Genomic DNA, 16,830 nt, shown 5'->3' on the forward strand with positions numbered 1-16,830 from the left:
GCCCCATACATCCACCACCGCGGGGTGGAGCAGTCCGGTAGCTCGTCAGGCTCATAACCTGAAGGTCAGAGGTTCAAATCCTCTCCCCGCAACCACAGAAAAGCCCGCTAAGTCATACACTTAGCGGGCTTTCTTCATGTGCCTAAATCCACCCAATTTCCCGCCCAGGTAACATATAGGTAGCTCCAGAAAGCGAATTTGCGGCGGCATGGGCGTAGGCCGCGGCCCATTCCGAGGGGTGGGGGACGGCCGTCTGGTTGATCTGGCAAGGTGTAGCCAGTCCGCTCACGAAGTTGTCCGTTGCCATGCGTGTTCAAAAAACGCGGAGCCGCCACTTGCGAGCGTATCGACCAAAAACGCCCTGTCGAGATACTGGTTCCGCGCTTCGCAACTGGTTTCAGAGACGAGTAGGCATCCATGACAAGCTGCGCCCTGCAGGGCTCTGTCATCCAAAGTGGTGCCGGGATCGTGGTCCGAGCAAATTGGATCGTTCGAGCAGACATGGAGACGCTCAAAGGCGCGTCTGAAGATGGGAACGATCATCCGATGCTGGGCGACTACGCCGCCCAATGTCCCTTGAGTCCCAGACGTCGCCGTATAGATTAGAAGTCCACACTTGTCAAAACGGCCAGGCTGAGACAGTGACTCCAGCGCGTAAACTCTTTCTTTCAACGCGTTGGCTGGGTAACCGCAGACCAAGGCAATTTCGCTCATCAGCGCATGCGAAAGGCTATGAATCATGGTGTAGACAACGCCGGGCAGGCGAAGCGGATCGATGTCGCGGCTCAGGGCCCAGGTGCGATAGGCCGCCGAAAGGCGCGCCGCACGTTCCTGTGTTCCCGTCCTTACCAGCCAATCGGCGACCGAGGCCGGGTCGAAGTGAAAAAAGAGCCCTTCACCGAACTGCTCGACCGCCGGCAGCCAATCCAGGTCCGAAGAGAGTGGTGCTCCGTCAACCTTGAGCTGTATGTCTTCCAGTTCATCGTCGAAGGCAGTTCGTGCAGCTTCGAATCGAGTGAAACCGTATAGACAAGAGACCTCTCGCAGCCGATGGACGGCGATCAAAGCCTGGATACCTGAGCAGATAGGGTCACTGTCCGGATCCCAGGTAACGCGCGACAGCGTTTCCGCGAACAGCCGGGCCTGCCGTGTGTCCTCACCGATGTGCGGTCGGCCGCAGGCGAACACGTCGAACTCGGCTAGTTTTGGGGAGCGGGATAGGTTTTGTGTCGCCTGGGTGATCTGCCTTTGAACCTCGTCCCAAACCTCCTGATTTGACCAGCCCTCAAGCGCAGCCTTGAGCTCCGGCACCACCTTCCGGGCGACGCCGATCTCAGCCGCGCTGTCGCATTCCTGTAGACGGCTAAGATTGGCCTGCACCCGCTGGGCCAGCTCGTCAGAGGCCGCCGGCAGTGAGATGACTGTTGCGATCTGCGCGAAGTAGGCATTGGTGGCGGTGCGAGTCAGAAGACGGAGGGCCTTGTTACATCCCGCCGGGTCCGGCGTGTCTAGCCAAGGCCGCTCACCCTTGCACGGGCCCAGTCGGCCCGGCGCGAACAGCTGATCCAGGCTGAGGCTGCGCCCGCAATCGCACCGAATGCTCACATCCCGCGGGTCTGCGCTGGTGCCTTTTTCCACCATCCAAAGCGGTTCGCGGCAGTGGTCCTGCCCATGCACCACCCAGCGCCAATCAATATCCTGGAGGTGCCCTTTCTCGCACGCGCCGACGAAGCGGATCGGTGTGACGGTCCGCTTTCTGCCGTTGTCATCGATCCATTTCAGTTTACCCGAGGGATCGAGGTCGCCCCATTTTACTAAACGGCGTCGTCGTTCTCGGTTCGCGTCCTCGGCATTGTCCTGAGGCCCACCGTCCTCGGCGTCCACGACGAACCAGATCGGAAACACAGTGACCTGGACGCCTGGAGGCGCTTTCGTTCCCGGCTGATCTTCCAGCAAGGGCGGCGTTCGGAGGGACAGGTGGCGGGCTTCGTCGAGACGGCCGGCGGCTTTGAGCATGGCCTCCAAGCGGGCGGCAAGGCGATCCTCCTCGATCACTCTGAACGTGCCATCCCGCATCTCCCAGCGATCGAGTCCGCCAATCAGGACGGATCGAGTGGGCAGGTCCACCATGGCGCCGGGACCGAACGTGGTGATCAGTTGGCCAATCCGCTGGGTCGTGCGGCTCATGCTGAAGGTTCCCCGGATCCGTCAGTCGAGATCATCGGCATTGGCCAGTGGCTGGCCCCATGGGTTCATGACCTTGAGATAGACGCTGCCCTCAACATCCCGCATGGACCATCCGGCTACAAAATTCTGATGGTCGGGGCTTTCGTCCTTGATGAGGGGATCCAAAGGTGCATAGAGGAGATGCCGCCTGCCGCCCCGATGGGAATAGGAAAAGCGGGTCCCTTGAGCCGTCAGGTCATCGGCCGTGCGCGTCCATGCGTCAAGAAGGTCGGCAACACGGGTCCTTAGTGCTCCTTTTCCGCCCACGACGCAGTCCTCGTCTGGCACCCGGCTCACAATAGCGTCGATCACGCGGGTGCGGACGTCGGGATTGTCGGACAACGCGCCGACGGCCGTTTCCGCCGTCATCGCTGAATCGATATGGCGCCCGATCGCAACCACGATGGCGGCCAGCGCTCGGTCGAGCGCGCGTGGGGCCCAAGGTGTCACTGTCGTCGCCTCCACCGACCGGTAGAACGATCGGTGGAAGGCGCCGAAACCCTCATAGTGCGTCCGGTCCCGTGGCTTGTGCAGGTTCAGGATGGTCAGAACCAACCCCGGTCGAAAGGCGTCCCGGCCCACGCGGCTGGTGGACTGGATGTATTCGGCCGCTGTTTTCGGCTGCCCCTGAACGACCATCACGCCGAGCCGAGAGATATCCAGGCCCACCGAGATCATGTTGGTGGCGAGGGCGACATCGACACGCGCGCCAGACAGGGAAAAGGGGCGCGATAGGGCCGTCTTGGCCTGGGCCACGTCGTCTGTCGAGACGCGCGACGTCAGTTCCAGGGGTTCGCCGATGTGGCGATCCGCGAAGGGGGCGTCCGGCGGGGCTAGGCGGCGCCGCTGGCGTCCGTACCCCCGGGCATAGTTGCGCACTTCGTCCTCGACGATGCGCCGCGCACCGCCCAGTTCTCGCAGGCTGTTGAAGTAGCATAGCGCCGTCATGTAGGGGTCCGCCGCCGCCCCGTGCTCTTCGAACGCCTTCATGCCGGCGGCCGTCAACGTGTTGAGGGTCCTCAGGAACACCAGCTTCGGCCCACGTCCCTGGGCCGCCAGGCCGACATACCAGCGCGGTGGATTCTGCTCGTCGCGCACGGTTCGGGCAAAAAAGCTGTCCGTGCGGTCGATGCCGGGGGGCGGGAACACGGCGGTATCCGTCCGGTCGAACAGCAGCCGGATCTGCTCCGAGGCCTGACGAACCGTCGCCGTCGATGCGACGATCTTGGGCCGGACACGCCCCCCGTCATGAACCCTTGAGGCCAGACGGTCGATGGCTGTCTCGTACAGCGCCGCCACGGTTCCCAGCGGCCCCGAGATCAGATGCAATTCGTCCTGGATGATGAGGGCAGGCGGTTCAAGCGTTGACCCGTTGAACAGCGGCCGTCCCGCGCGTGGGTCATCGGCGGCGCCGAAGAAGCCCAGGTCGGCCTCGAACCGATCCACATGGCCGAAGAAATGCCCGGTCTCGCCGATCCACGGAAGGGCAGCGAACTTATCCACCGTGGCGATGAGGAACGCCGGCAGGCGGCGATAGATGGCATCATCCACCGTGACGATGGGCAAGGGGCGGTCGCCTGTGAAGTCACAGGCCGTATTGGCGCACCGGATCTCCAGGTTGTGGGGTGTCTGGGCGTTCGGGACCAAATCGAACGACTGCCGCGAGAACGCCGTGCCGCACCAGGGACATGTCTTGAGTGGAGCCGGCGGCTTTTCTCCTGTCCTCTTGAACCGACGCACCTGCGTGACGGCGGTATGGTTGCCGGTGTTGCCTCGGCCCCCCAGGACGTTCGGGGTTGCCGCCGAGCCCACCCACAGCCCGATCTCGATGGGCCAGTCTCCCAGCACCGGCCGGCCCTGCGCATCCACCAGGGCCGGGTCGGTGCGCGCCAGCTCGAGGGCGCAGACCACGCCGGCGGCCCGCGACAGCTGGTCCAGGGTCAGCAGACGCAGCGTGTAGCGCATGATGACGGTGACCCCAGCCCCCAGGACACCTGAGGCAGACAGTCGTCTGTGGGCGATGGCGAACGCGGCGAGCCCGAGGTAGGCCTCCGTCTTTCCGCCACCGGTGGGGAAGAACAACAGGTCCACCGTCTCCCTGTCGGGATGGTCCCCCTTCACCAGCCCCGGCAGGTTGAGGAGCACGAAGGCAAGCTGAAACGGTCGCCAGCGCAGGGCGGCAACGGTTTCCGGGGCCTGGCCGATGTCCGATCCAATCCGCTGCCGGTGTGCTCGAGATACAGCCCGGTTCGCGATGGCGAACGCCTGCCGGGCGCGGGGCTGTTCGCGCAGCAGCCGAATGCCCTCGGCGATGCGGTCGCGGGCGCGGCGCATCGCCGTGACCAACGTTTCCCCGGTCTCGCGTCGCCGGGGTGCCAGCAGGCTGGCGGCCTCAGTGACTTGGGACCCAATCCAAGTTCCGTACTGGTCCGGTAGGGGGGCCAGGGCATCCCCGAGGGCTTCGCCAGTGCCATCGGCCAACGCAGCCAGTGCCTCGGCATCGAAGGCGACGTCCGTGATGGCTTCGTTTGGTGCGATCCGGTCCACCTCCGCCAGCGGTAGCGGGGTTGTCCAGACGTGGCGGACCACACCGTCGGTGGGATCGCGTGTCCAGTCCGTCGCCGTGTTGCGGCCGGTGGCAAAATCCTCTTCGTTGCGGTAGTGCAGGTCGGCGACGCGCAGGTCATGATCGGTCGAACGGTAGTCCGACAGGTCCAGCCGAGGTGCGAAGCCCGCGTCGCAGAACACGTCAAGCCGGGCCTGGAACGCATAGCTGACGTCGCGGTGTCGGCTGCGTGGCCGACGCCGTCTGTTGACCAGGAACAGGGTGACGACCAACACCTCCCGCGTGTGTCCTTCCGGCATCCGGATCGTGGTCGGCCGGGCCACGCTTTCCAGCACCAGGGCACCGCCGGCGCCCATGGGGGCGGCACTGCCTGGCAACACCGTCCGGGCGGGTGCGCCCGGTGCGACGTCAATCGTGACCTTTGCCTCGCCCGGCTGGCGGATCCAATCCGGCGCGAAGGGGTCCTGGTTCTCGCTGTCTTCTGTCTCAGCCGTGCTGATGTCCGTGGCCTCGGGGGCGCGCCAGATCGTCGGCAGCGGCGGTTCGGTGACATAGTCGCCCCAGGTGGCCCGCACCTGAAGGCGGGACACGGTGCGGTCCACCAGAACGGTCAGCCCCACCGACGAGGGCAGGAAGCGGCGCTTGGCGGCTGGGGTGTCGTCGGCAGCCTCATCGTCAGCCGCGCCATCTCCCAAGACAGAGGCATCGGTGTCTTCCGTCTCCAGGAGCGTTTCCCGATCTTCCTGCATGGTGGGGTCATCGGCCGCGCCGACCGGGTCCTCCGCCGGCGCGATGAAGCCGGTCAGGTACCACCGCGAGGGCGGCTCCTTCAGGCGTTCGCGGGCCAGATCGGCGTCGGTCGGCTGCGGTGCAGGCCCAACCAGATCGCGGCGCAGAACGTCGACAAGCTGGGAGCGGATGGCGGAGGGCGTGGTCATGACAACGGGATCGGGTACGGCATGTCAGGCGATGGCCGGGAGCGGCTTGGGGGTTTTGAGCGCGCTGATCTGCCTGTAGATGTCCTTCGCTTTCGCCAAGCGCTCCGGCGAGGCCTTTTCCGGCTTGCGGCGCGCCGTTTCCTCCCAGGGATCGGGGACCTTCTCGACCATGTGCAGAAAGGCGGCGGTGGCGGCCAACTCGAGTTCGATGGCACCGAACGTCGCGACGGTGCTAACGAAGGCACTCTTGCCCTCGTCCAGCGTCTCCGGATCGGAATCGACGGTATAGATCGAATACCAGCCGCCCCACTGGGTGGGTTTTTCCTCCTCCTTGACGAGTTCGAAGACTTCGGCCAACTCCATGGCGTCCGACAGGTCCTCGCTGTAGGGGCCGTAGTGCCGGTATTCGAAGTCGAATCCCTCGCCGTAGCCGGCGAGTTCCATCAGGTAGGCCGTTTTCTGAAGGCGGGTGCGTCCAACCAACCTACCTCCGGCATGACGGACGATGCTGACGGCCTTTTCCCGGTCGGCCATAGCCTTCCTCATGAACCCGGTCATGTGCCCGTCCCCCCTGTTTCCTGGTCCAAGGCTGTCCTCACCACCGCTTCGGCATCCGGGTCGTCACGGCCCACATAGGCCCTGAAAAACTCGAACGGCTCAACCGCCGCAACAATCGGCGACACGGTTGCGATGTCAACCACATCGCCGGCCAGAGAGCGCATGTGGATTTGATTCAGAGGCCCTTTCGATCCCTGCAGTCGGGTATAACAGCTTCGTTTTCCCTCATCGATCAGAATGCGCGGCGCTTGGGCGGCATTGTCCGCGTTGAATTGCTCGATCCGCTGCCCGATCAATTCCTGGCGCGCTTTCACCCATCGACGTTGGTCCTCACGCTCAGCCTCGGTCATGGCCTTGTGCGCCGGGCGCCGCCGTTCAAGTTCGATGCGGATATCGATGCACCTCGGCAGCCTTCGGTCCAGAAGCATGCGGCTCAGACGCCCAACGTCCGCGTCATTTGCCTCCCGCATCATCGGCAATGCGCCCCAGAACACGGTGTCATCGAGGTCCAGGGCGCGATCAAGGCAATCGGGCGACACGGCAAACCGGATGATCGGGTGCGTCTCCGGCAGGCCGGTTGCCGCGACGTTTTCCGACTTCACCAGCGTCATGACGCGCGCCATCAGTTCGGTGAACACTTTTTCGGCGGCGCGGGTTGCCTTGTGAAAGTATACATTGGGATAGAGGTGAAACAAAGAGAGAACGTAGTTTTCCGCCGCTTGCGTCGCTTTCGGGCCGAGCACGAAGGTCTCGATGGTACCGGCGGGTTCGTTGTCCTCCACCACCTGAACCTCACCGATCTCCAGGTTCGCCGTCAGCCACTCAAAGTCGATCCTGCTGTTGCGCACGCCGGTCATCAGGCTGTCGCGCCGCATGTAATCCAGGCGGTCGGCATCGAACTGGCTGGATACCACGGCGTCATAAAGGGTACCCGGCCCCTTGCGCCCGATCAGCGTCGCGACGTCATTGGCGAAGCCGCTGCCCATCGCTCTGAAAGCCTCGGCGATCTCGCTGTCCCGGATCAGGCGCTGGCTGACCTCTTCATGGCTGGCCAGCGCCAGACCGAAGCGCTCGCCGATCTTCTCGAAGGCATGGCTGAACATGCCGTGGCCGACATCGTGAACCAGGGCGGCGGCCACGGCAACGCGGGCGTCATGCTCAAGAACTTCGCTTCCGGAGTCCGAGATATATTTCCGAATGATGCCCATCAGGCGCCGGGCGGTGTGGAAAACGCCGAGGCTGTGCGCGAAGCGGGTGTGGGTCGCGCCCGGAAACGTGTATTCCGAAAAGCCAAGCTGGCGCACGCGGCGCAGGCGCTGAAACGGGCGTGTCTGGACCACGGTCCACAGGGTTTGTTCAAACTGACTGCGGTCGAACGGGATCAGATCGTGCAGGGGATCGCGGATGCGCTGGGGTCTGGCGGACGCGGTCATGAGGGCTCCATCAGGGACGACACCCTGACGTGTACCACTCTCAGGGATCGGCGAAAAGTTCGCCCTGACGATCGGGCGCGCGGCCCGTCCCTTTGGTCTCGTCGCCGTCATCTTCCGCATCGTCTCCCGCGTCGTCCCGGGGGCCGGCGGTCAGGCCGAGGGCCTGTTCCGCCGCCGCGCGCTCGGCGTTGAGGGCCAACAGGCGGGCCAGCACCTCATCGCGCACCGGGGCCGGCCAGAACAGGCGGCCCTGATAGGTGAAGTCGGCTTCCGTGTCTTCGGTCAGGAATTCCGGCACGGCGTCGGGGATCAGGTCGTCCCAGCCATAGGCGCGCAGGACGGCGTGGTCCATGGCGGTGTGCAACTCCCGCAGGCGCACGATGTCAGCCGATTTTTCGCGGGGAGTGTGGAAGCGGTTGTAGGTCTTGGTCAGGCCCTCGTCGCGCGCGATCATCAGCGCGGCGCGGTGGTCGTGATAGGCGCGGCCGGCGGCTTCCAGCGCCGGGTCAATTGAATTGTTAAGAAAGGGGAATGTGAAAAAACAATCTGATACCGTGTACGTTAAATCGTCCTTAAATGTGGTTCCAAAAAACCTTGCCCAAGTTTCATGAATTCTGCATTGAATGCATGAAAATTTGATGTCGTTTCCCAGAAATACATTTAAGTTCTGCGAAAATACCAAACTGCTCTGCAGTATTGAGATTAGAAATTGTGGAGATGCCTTGCTAGAGGTCGCGTAAACCCAATCGTTTGACGAAATGTCACAATACAGGCCAGACCTTCTTTCAGCGAAGCGCCACCATCGGTTTCTATAGGCTGGCCGGTTGTCCGTGGCCCTTTCAGGGCGAACCGTACGCTCTATGATCTCCAACAGATCCGGCCAATCCGCCGCCACCGGGCCGGGGTAGTCGCGCGCCATGATGCCATCGCGTCTTTGTCTGTCCCGCGCCTCTTCCGACAGATCCCACCAACTGTCCGTGTTGGGGTCGCGGCGCAGGGGGAAGTCCTCGAAGTCGATCACATAGCGCCGGTGCCGCTGGCGCGGGTCATTGTTGACCTCCTGGCCGCCGATATAGGGGAAGATGCGTTCCGCGTTGCGCGGGTCCTTCTCGATCAGGCGTTCCATGTCCGCCAGGGACGACGCCTCCCCCTTCGCCGCAGCGACGTCATCGAAGGTGAAGCCCATGCCGAGCACGATGGAGCCCTGGAACGCCTTGCCCCGGTTGGCCGTCAGCCGTTGCGGGGAGTCGTCCAGCGGTCCGTCCACCAGATAGGCGGAGATGCGCTCGACCAGCCGCCCGTCCAGCAGTGGCTTCGCGACCGTGCCCTTGACCACCGTGACGACGGAGACCACCACGGCGGCATCGCCCGGCCATTTCAGGCGGCGGGTGGCGTGGCTGATGGCACCGCCGGCCTTCAGGATGGCGGTCAGGCCGGTGGCCCGGGTGTCGCCCTGGCGGATGGTGTTGGTGGCGATCAGGCCGAAGGCGCCGCCCTCGCGGATCAGGCCGAAGGCGCGGCGGAAGAAATGCGCCACCACATCGCTGTTGCCGTGGGCGCCTGGGTTGATCGTCTTCAGCCAGTCAGCGTATCCGGCGCGATGGCCGGCCGCCAGGGTGTTCTTGCCGGCGAACGGCGGGTTGCCGACGATGGCGTCGAAGCCCGGGTTGGGCCGGTCCACGAACACCTCGGGGAATTCGACCGGCCAGTGGAACGGCGTGACCGGATGCTCGCCCCGCCGCAACCCGGTGCGCAGGTCGTCCACCTTGCCCTGTTCGGCCGGGCTGTCGTGCCAGCTTTCCAGGTCCTGTCGCGCCTTTTCCCGGGCGCGCGCCCTGTCGGCGGAGAAGAAGGCGGCGATGACGGCATCGCCCAGCCGACGCACCTCGTCCAGCACCGGTTCGACCTGGCGCAGGCGCACCTCCTGTACGGCCTGGGCGACATCGTCCGGAGCCTCCCGGATCTCCCGCCGCGCGGCCATGACCTTGTCGATGCGCTGGCGGACATGCCGCGACAGCAGCGGCACGCCCTTGCCGCCCGGCGCCCAATGCAGCGCGCCGATGGCGGTGAGGGTCAGGCCGACGAGGCTGTCGCCGGCCTTCAGCGCATGGTCGAGGAAGGTGAACTCGTGGTCGCGGGCCAGGGTGGCCAGCCACAGCGACAACCGCGCCAGATCGACCGCCATCGGGTTGCGGTCCACGCCGTACAGGCAGCGTTGCGCCACCAGACGGCGCGCCAGCAGATCCTCGTCCTCATCCGACGGCACCTGGGGGCGGCTGCCGGGATGACGTGCCCAGGCGGCGACCAGGGCCTCGGCCAGCACGCGGCAGGCCTCGACCAGGAAGGCGCCGGAGCCCATGGCCGGGTCGCAGACCTTCAGGTCCAGCACCTGCGCCGGGGTGGCGTCCGGCCCCAGACGCTCCAGGGCCGGCGCCAGGGTCTGGCGCACGATCGGGCCGCTTAGGTCGCGCGGGGTGTAATGGCTGCCTGTGCGGCGACGCTCGTCGGTGGGCTGCAGGATGGCGGCGCCGGCCGGCAGCACGGCGGCGCCGGGGCTGCCGCGCTCATCCGCGATGGGTTCCAGCGCGGCCGCCAGAGCGGTGCGGTCGTTGGCGGCCTTGAGCGCGCGTTCCACGCCGGCGCCGAAACTGGTGCGGTGGGTGCCTTCCTTCAGGCGCTTGAGGCGATCCTTGGCCTTCAGCCCAACGAGTTCGTCCAGATCGACGTAAACCGGCACCGCGTTGCGCTTGCCGCCGCGGATGGCCAGCACGGGGCCGCAGGCGGCCTCGACCGTGAAGCCCATGACGGTCTCGTAAACCGAGCCGATTTGCTCCACGTCCAGGGTGCGGTAGGACAGGCGCTCGCCGTCCAGCATCAACAGCCCGTCCAGGATGGCCAGGACGGTGCCGTCGGTCAGGGCTGGAACGCGCGACGCCTGGTCAGGGGTGGCCCGGCCCTCCAGAAACGGGAAGCGGGTGGGGTCGAACAGCGTGCCGCCGCGCCCGATCATGAAGCCGCCCCGGACGCCGCCATGGATCATGCGGAACAGGGCGAGGATCTGGCCCCAGCCGCCGACCCGCTCGTCCATCGTGTCGGGGTGGCGGGCGCGGTCGTCCAGCAGGCGGGCATGCAGGCCGCGCAGGGCATAGCCGCGCTCGTACAGATCGCGGGCGGCCGCGTCGGTGCGGGCCGGCAGCAGGTCCCGGTCCTCGGCGAACAGGATGAAGACGAGGCGGAGAAGGACCGTCAGCAGGCCCTCGTACAGGTGCTGCGGCCGGTGTTCGACCAGGCCGGCGATCAGGTCGGGTTCGGCGGCCTTGAAGCCCCGGAGCAGGTCATGCAAGGCTCCCAGCACCTGCCCCGACAGCTTTGTCGAGACACTGGCCTGGGCGGCACGGCTTTCACGCAGCAGCGCGGACAGCCGGTGGCTTTCCGGTGCCGTGAACAGGCGCTCGACACCCAGCATCAGTTTGAGCCCGCCCAGCATGGACCGCCCGGCGACGGTCGTCAGCGGCTGCAGCGGGAAGGCGAGCCAGCCGGAAGTCTCACCCTTCGGCGCATAGACCAGCCGGATCTCGGCATCTTGAGGGCGCTGCCGTGGTTCACAGACCAGCACGCCGGCCTCGATGCCGCTTTCGCGCAGGAGGCGTTCGAAGCGGTGTTGCGGGGTCGCTTCCCAGCCGTCCAGGCCGCCGCGCGCGTCGGGATCGACACCGGGCGCCTCCAGCCGGACCAGAAGCTGATGGCGGGGCGCGCCGTTGGCCCCCGCGCCGGATTTGCCCGCCGCTTGAACGGCCCACTGCGGTTCCAGCGTCGTGTCGTAGTCCGGCAAATGGACGCAGACTCGGTCGTCCAGCGCGGGACCGTCGGGCGCACCCTCGATCCGCGCGGCCGGCCAGCCCAGGATGTCGCTGAAGAAGGCCCAAGGGTCGGGCAGGGATGGGCCGTCATCTGTCGGGTCGCCCAGCAGCGCCGCGACGGCGGCGTTGTCGGCGCGGGTCTGGAGTTCCGGCACCAGACCCAGCTCGCGCAGCCGCTCCGGGGCGACCACGAGGCCCACGGGCCTGACATGATCAAGCCATTCCCGATCCGGATCGGTCAGGGGGATGTCGGCGTTTCGCATCCGCGTCATCCCGTCGCCGGCCAAAGATAGACGAGGCCGACCGCCTCCACCCGGTGTGCGCGCGGGGCATGGGCGTCGCGGACGCGGGCGGGTTCCTCGGCGATCTCGCGATCAAGGGCGGTCAGGCGCTCCGCCCAATGGCGGCGGTCGCGCTCGCGCTGGCGGCGTTCCTCGGCCGGCCAAAGTTCAAGCTGATCGGCGTCTTTCGCCGTTCTTGCGATGCGCGCACGCTGGTCCACCAGAAGCGCTTTCAGGCTGTCCGCCTCGCGCGCGCCCAGGGTTTCCAGTTGTGCCGTCACGGTGTCCAGGCGCGACGCCGCGCGCTCGTTCAAGGTCGCCTTGAGGGCGCGGGAGTCACCGGGGGCCATGGCGCGTACGCGGTCGGCCACGGACTCAGGTACTGGACGACCAGCGCGGAGGGCGTCCTCAAGCTGGTCCATGGTGGTCGCCTCGCCCGTCTGCCCCAGGGCCTTGAGCGGGGTTCGGCCCCAGTCCCGTTCGCGAATCAGAGCGGTCACCGGGATGAACTCCTCGTGCAGGCGGGCGGCGCCGGGGCCATAGACGGCCAGACGCCCGACCATGACGAGACGCGGCTGGGCACCGGGACCGATCAGGGCGCAGACGCGGTTCAGGCGGGCCTGGAAACCCTGCGACAGGAACCGCGACAACAGCCGCCGGACGAAGCGGTGTTCCAGGTGGATCTGGACCACGTCGGCAGCATCGGCGCCCGTCTCTGCGATGGGCGGTTCGAAGGCGACGGCGCGGGCCGGTTCACGCTGGCGCCAGACGGCGACGGGTTCACGGTGTCCGCGTTTGCGCGGGCGGAGATCGTCGAAGATGGTTGTCCAGCCCGGATCATTCGCGAACAGCGGCAAGGCGGGGTCCAGCCTGAAGGTCTCGACGCCGTCCTTCAGCGTGTCCGCGCGGGCCGCATCCAGGGACACCCCCGACCGCCCCAGGGCCGTTTCGACCACGCGTCGCAGCTCACCGGGATCAATGCCGACCTTGCGTCGGGAATCTTCCAGAACACGGCGCAGATCATCCAGGTCCGCCTTCAGGCGTGAGATGCGGGCGTCCCGTTCGTCGTCCATCTCGTCGCGGCTGGTGGCAAGGCCCGCGTCGTCCTCTTCGGCGTCGATGGCCCGTCCCAGCGCGGCGGCATCGCCCTGTCGGATCCCCGCGCGCGTCAGGCGATCCGAGATGCGCGATTCGACGACCTGCCCGACGGAGCCAAGCTGGGTGCGGATGCGCTCGGTTTTCTCCACCAGGGTGCGCAGGACTACGTCTTCCGCGCGCTGCGCATACACAAAGTAGCGGCACGTCACGACGGGGGAAGGCTGAAGCTTGCGGTCAATACGGCCGTTGCGTTGTTCCAGGCGGCTGGGGTTCCAGGGCAGGTCCACATGAATCAGGTCGTGGCAGTGGCTTTGCAGGTTGATGCCCTCCCGCGCGGCATCGGTACACAACAGGATGCGCACGGGCGCCTTGTCCGGATCGGCGGTGAAGGCGGCCTTGACGGCCTCGCGGCGGTCGGCACCGGTGGCACCGGTGAAGGTTTCGACGCGAGCATCGGCGCGGTCCGTCTCGGCCAGGGCTTCCAGCAGGCGCTTCTGCAACCAACGCCGGGTGTCTTCGTACTCGGTAAACAGGATCAGCCGGCGGCGGGTCCAGGTCGTGCCGTCGTCGGCCAGCATGTGGGTCCGCACCCATTCCATAATCCAGTCGACGCGCGCATCGGGTCTGGTTGCCGCCGGTTTCGCCACCGCCAGCATGCGATCAACGTGTTCAAGCTCGTCCGCAAGGGCGGTGCGGGTCGCTTCGCGGGCGCCCAGACGGGTGATTGCGTCCGTCTCGTCATCCTCCTCCCGGTCCAGCATGTTTTCGAGGGTGGCGTCGTCGTCCGCGCCTGGGAGCAGGTCGTCAAGGTCCGGTGGCGACAGGTCGTCCGGCTTGGGCCTGTCCAGGAGGTCTTTCTCTGCGGCGTCCAGCGCGGCGGCCAGGGATCGGCGGTGAACCTCCAGCGTGCGGGCGAACGCCGCGACCGAAGACAGAAGGCGCTGTTGCAGATGAATGAAGACCAGCGTTGCCCGCGTCCGCTGTCCGGGCGGAAGACCTGCCAGACGACTGTCGCGCACGTCGGCATATGCCATCAACATGCGCGACAGAACGAGTTCCGGCGAGGAGTCTGGCAAGCCGTCCAGGACAACCGGCTCCACCCTTCGTTCAGGAAAGGCACGAGAGTCGATGGCTCTCAGGTCTGCCTTCAGGCGGCGCACCATGATCGGCTCCAGGTCCCTCGGGCGCACCGGCACTCCCCGCGTGAAGCGCTGCGGGTCCAGGATTTCCAGCAGGGCCGAAAAGCTGTTGGAATGGCCGTTGTGGGGCGTGGCCGTAAGGAACAGGCGATGTTCGAACCGGGGTGCGATGTCGCGGATGGCCTGGGTGAACTGGCTGTCGATGGCGTATTTTGCGCCGCTTGCGGGGGCTGAGTTGTGCGCCTCGTCGAGGATCAGTAGTGAACGGGGGCGGAAGGAGCCGAGGATATCGCGCAAGCCGGCCGTGTAGGTCTCATCGGTCAACAGGCGGTGCGAAATGATGAAGCGTGACCCAGTGCTCCAGGGGTTGACCCCAAACCCCCTCAATCGCCGCAGCTCGGCAAGCCTTTCTCGGTCGATGATGGTGAATGAAAGGCCGAACTTGGCTTCCAACTCGTCCTGCCATTGCTGAGTCATGGATGGCGGGGCCGCCACCGCTATCATGTCGATGCGCCGCCGTAGCAGGAGTTCGCGAACAATCAGGCCGGCCTCAATGGTCTTGCCCAGGCCGACGTCGTCAGCGATCAGCAGGTTGACGCGTGGGAGTCGGAGCGCCTTGCGTAGTGGCAACAGCTGATAGGCATCCAGGCGAATACCGGCCCGGAACGGCGACTGCAATAGATGCCGGTCCGCCGAGGTCGCCGTGTTCCATTTGAGGGTTCGCAGATAGGAGGCGAACACTGGAATGTCGTCCGTGCCGTCTCGAGCGATTTCCCCCCACGCATCATCCGACAAAACCTGCGGCGCGATCTCCGCAGACCAGACCACATCCAGTTGGTCACCCTGAGCGTCGTCGGAAATACAAGAAAGGTTGAGGAAGGGCGTCCCGCCATCAGGGTGCGAAGCGCCTTCTACAAGCCAGGGGCGTCTACGGATCTCGACGAAATCTCCTACGGAAGGATGGCGCTCCACCGAGTTCTCCATGTCAGGTGTCGCCCTCATCCTGCCTGATCTGGTTCTCCAATCAAGGGTCGAGGATCAAGCCCTGTCAGATCCTTTCAAATCTGAAAAGCCTTATCGTAGCGTGGCGCTGGCGGCCGCGATGCGGATTTATCTCCGCATGATGCACTCTTAACGGATCCCGATCCCGCCTGCACCGCTTTCGTGAAACCGTTCTGGCGAGTGCTTCTGAGGCGGCCACTAAATCCTGTCCCGGCGGAACTGCGAGGGCGTCGTTCCGGTCACCTTGCGGAACACTTTGGTGAAATGTCCGTGGTTGGAGAAGCCTACGTCCAGGGCGATGTCGACGATGGTCCGGCGGTCGTCCAGTAGGAGTTCCTTCGCCTTCTCGACCCGCCGTTCATGGAGATACTGGTACGGGCTGCGGCCGAACGAGGTGTGAAACGCAGTGCCGAAGTGTGAGCGGCCGAGGCCGACCACTGTGGCCATCTCGGAAAGCGGAACGGTGCGGTCGAGGTTGGCGTCTATGAAAGCCGTGATCCGTCTCTGTCGCGAGGCGCCGAGGCCCCCGGAGAGATAGTGCGCGTCACCATCTCCGACGGCGTACTTCTCAAAAAGCCGGAATGCGAAAGCCGCGCCGAATTGGTCGACGGACCGGCTTGCTCTTTCAGCCGCCTGATTTAGGGTTTCCGCAAACCACGGGATCATGTCCGACAGCACGGTGTCCTCGACGACAGCAGAGGGGATGAGACGCGGCACCTTCCCCTGGAACATCGGCGCAATCGACGACTCCACGAACTCCGGCGTCAGCGCCACAATCAGGGCGGCATCGCACCCATCCCATTCGACCCGCACCGGCCGATCCGCCGGGATCAGATGGAAAGCGGTTCCGGACAGCGATACCGTCTGGTCCTTCGGCGCGTCCAGGGTGCGCCAGCGGGCTGTCACCGCGCTCGCCGGCCGCACGAGCGCCGTCTGAAGAAGTTTCGTCCAGTGCCCCGGACGGGGCGGGAACCGGCAGCGGCAGACGATGAGGCCGTTACCGGTCGCCCGCTCGGTCAGAGTGTCACACAGGACCAACCTGTCCGCCTGGAAATCGATCGTCAGGATGTCCGTCATGGCAAGCGCTCCATGATCGGTGCGGTCGACACCCCCCAAGCACGCTCTCGCAGCGCGCAACCGCTAAAGGCACGGCAAGACTTCGATTATGGTTCATCGTCTTCTTGTCTTAATTGTGTCGACAGAAAATGGTCGTTGGACGGATGTATGGCGATGTTTAGAGCCGCTCTAGTCTGCGGGCATCGCGTCTCACTGCCGGGGAAACAGCAGAGGTCTGCGACGTTTTGGTTCGTTTGCCTGATATCGCATGAGACCCCGGTATTTCGTGAAAGCCGCTCTTGCCAGGGTTGTCGATAGTCATCGACAGGGCCGCGTCAGGTAGAACGGCCGGAACTCCGAACATCCTCTGATCCCGTTCCAATCCGGTGCGACATCGTCGGCCGGTTGCGCCGTTTCGCGCCGTGGTCCTTGAGGAGGGCCGTTCCATGATCGAGAGGCGCCGCTTTCCTCCGCCGCCTTTTCCGCCGCCCGACTGGCGGAACGCCGCGACCTATCGCCCCCTGCTGGCGCTCGACCGAACCGCCTGGGCTTGGCAGTGGCTGAAACGCAACCCGGACTTCCTCGTGTCGGTGCGGCGGACCCGGCCGTACGCGAGCACACCCATTGCCAGGACGCCCGCGCCTCGGTTCGTGATCTCGCCCCGTGCCGAGAT

Annotated in this window: 7 protein-coding genes, 1 tRNA gene and 1 pseudogene; 2 read left to right on the forward strand and 7 right to left on the reverse strand. The window is 65.4% G+C overall.

Going from position 1 to position 16,830, the window contains the following annotated elements:
- Positions 1 to 18: 18 nt before the first annotated feature.
- A tRNA-Met gene (locus GGD88_RS14705) sits at positions 19 to 95 on the forward strand.
- 190 nt (positions 96 to 285) lie between these two features.
- On the opposite strand, the gene drmB is transcribed toward GGD88_RS14705, so the two are convergent.
- The 7 genes from drmB to GGD88_RS14740 form a co-directional block, all read right to left on the reverse strand.
- Positions 286 to 2,187, reverse strand: a complete 1,902-nt coding sequence (gene drmB / locus GGD88_RS14710; RefSeq protein ID WP_184436777.1) for a DUF1998 domain-containing protein — start codon at positions 2,185 to 2,187, stop codon at positions 286 to 288.
- Positions 2,188 to 2,208: 21 nt separating this feature from the next.
- Positions 2,209 to 5,730: a DISARM system helicase DrmA gene (drmA, locus tag GGD88_RS14715; protein WP_184436779.1), complete on the reverse strand. Its 3,522-nt coding sequence runs from the start codon at positions 5,728 to 5,730 to the stop codon at positions 2,209 to 2,211.
- Positions 5,731 to 5,754: 24 nt separating this feature from the next.
- A complete protein-coding gene (locus tag GGD88_RS14720) occupies positions 5,755 to 6,288 on the reverse strand; it encodes a hypothetical protein (RefSeq protein ID WP_184436781.1) in 534 nt (177 codons plus the stop codon).
- On the reverse strand, positions 6,285 to 7,721 hold the full coding sequence (locus GGD88_RS14725; protein ID WP_184436783.1) for an HD domain-containing protein: 1,437 nt from the start codon (positions 7,719 to 7,721) through the stop codon (positions 6,285 to 6,287). Before GGD88_RS14725 ends, GGD88_RS14720 begins: the two co-directional genes overlap by 4 nt.
- 40 nt (positions 7,722 to 7,761) lie before the next feature.
- Positions 7,762 to 11,844, reverse strand: a complete 4,083-nt coding sequence (locus tag GGD88_RS14730; protein ID WP_221237172.1) for a DNA methyltransferase — start codon at positions 11,842 to 11,844, stop codon at positions 7,762 to 7,764.
- Between the two features lie 5 nt (positions 11,845 to 11,849).
- A complete protein-coding gene (gene drmD, locus GGD88_RS14735; RefSeq protein ID WP_184436785.1) occupies positions 11,850 to 15,083 on the reverse strand; it encodes a DISARM system SNF2-like helicase DrmD in 3,234 nt (1,077 codons plus the stop codon).
- A gap of 216 nt (positions 15,084 to 15,299) precedes the next feature.
- Positions 15,300 to 16,178: a helix-turn-helix domain-containing protein gene (locus tag GGD88_RS14740; RefSeq protein ID WP_184436787.1), complete on the reverse strand. Its 879-nt coding sequence runs from the start codon at positions 16,176 to 16,178 to the stop codon at positions 15,300 to 15,302.
- A 425-nt stretch (positions 16,179 to 16,603) separates the two neighbouring features.
- Here GGD88_RS14740 and GGD88_RS19425 point away from each other — a divergent pair.
- Positions 16,604 to 16,798 (forward strand): annotated as a pseudogene (locus GGD88_RS19425) (transcriptional regulator domain-containing protein); the annotation flags it as partial.
- Between the last annotated feature and the right edge of the window lie 32 nt (positions 16,799 to 16,830).

The organism is Roseospira goensis (assembly GCF_014197795.1).
Taxonomy (GTDB): Bacteria; Pseudomonadota; Alphaproteobacteria; order Rhodospirillales; family Rhodospirillaceae; genus Rhodospira; species Rhodospira goensis.

Coding starts and splice junctions, on each gene's coding strand:
- drmB (WP_184436777.1), bottom strand. CDS start 2,187: ATGAGCCGCACGACCCAGCGGATTGGCCAACTGATCACCACGTTCGGT.
- drmA (WP_184436779.1), bottom strand. CDS start 5,730: ATGACCACGCCCTCCGCCATCCGCTCCCAGCTTGTCGACGTTCTGCGC.
- GGD88_RS14720 (WP_184436781.1), bottom strand. CDS start 6,288: ATGACCGGGTTCATGAGGAAGGCTATGGCCGACCGGGAAAAGGCCGTC.
- GGD88_RS14725 (WP_184436783.1), bottom strand. CDS start 7,721: ATGACCGCGTCCGCCAGACCCCAGCGCATCCGCGATCCCCTGCACGAT.
- GGD88_RS14730 (WP_221237172.1), bottom strand. CDS start 11,844: ATGCGAAACGCCGACATCCCCCTGACCGATCCGGATCGGGAATGGCTT.
- drmD (WP_184436785.1), bottom strand. CDS start 15,083: ATGGAGAACTCGGTGGAGCGCCATCCTTCCGTAGGAGATTTCGTCGAG.
- GGD88_RS14740 (WP_184436787.1), bottom strand. CDS start 16,178: ATGACGGACATCCTGACGATCGATTTCCAGGCGGACAGGTTGGTCCTG.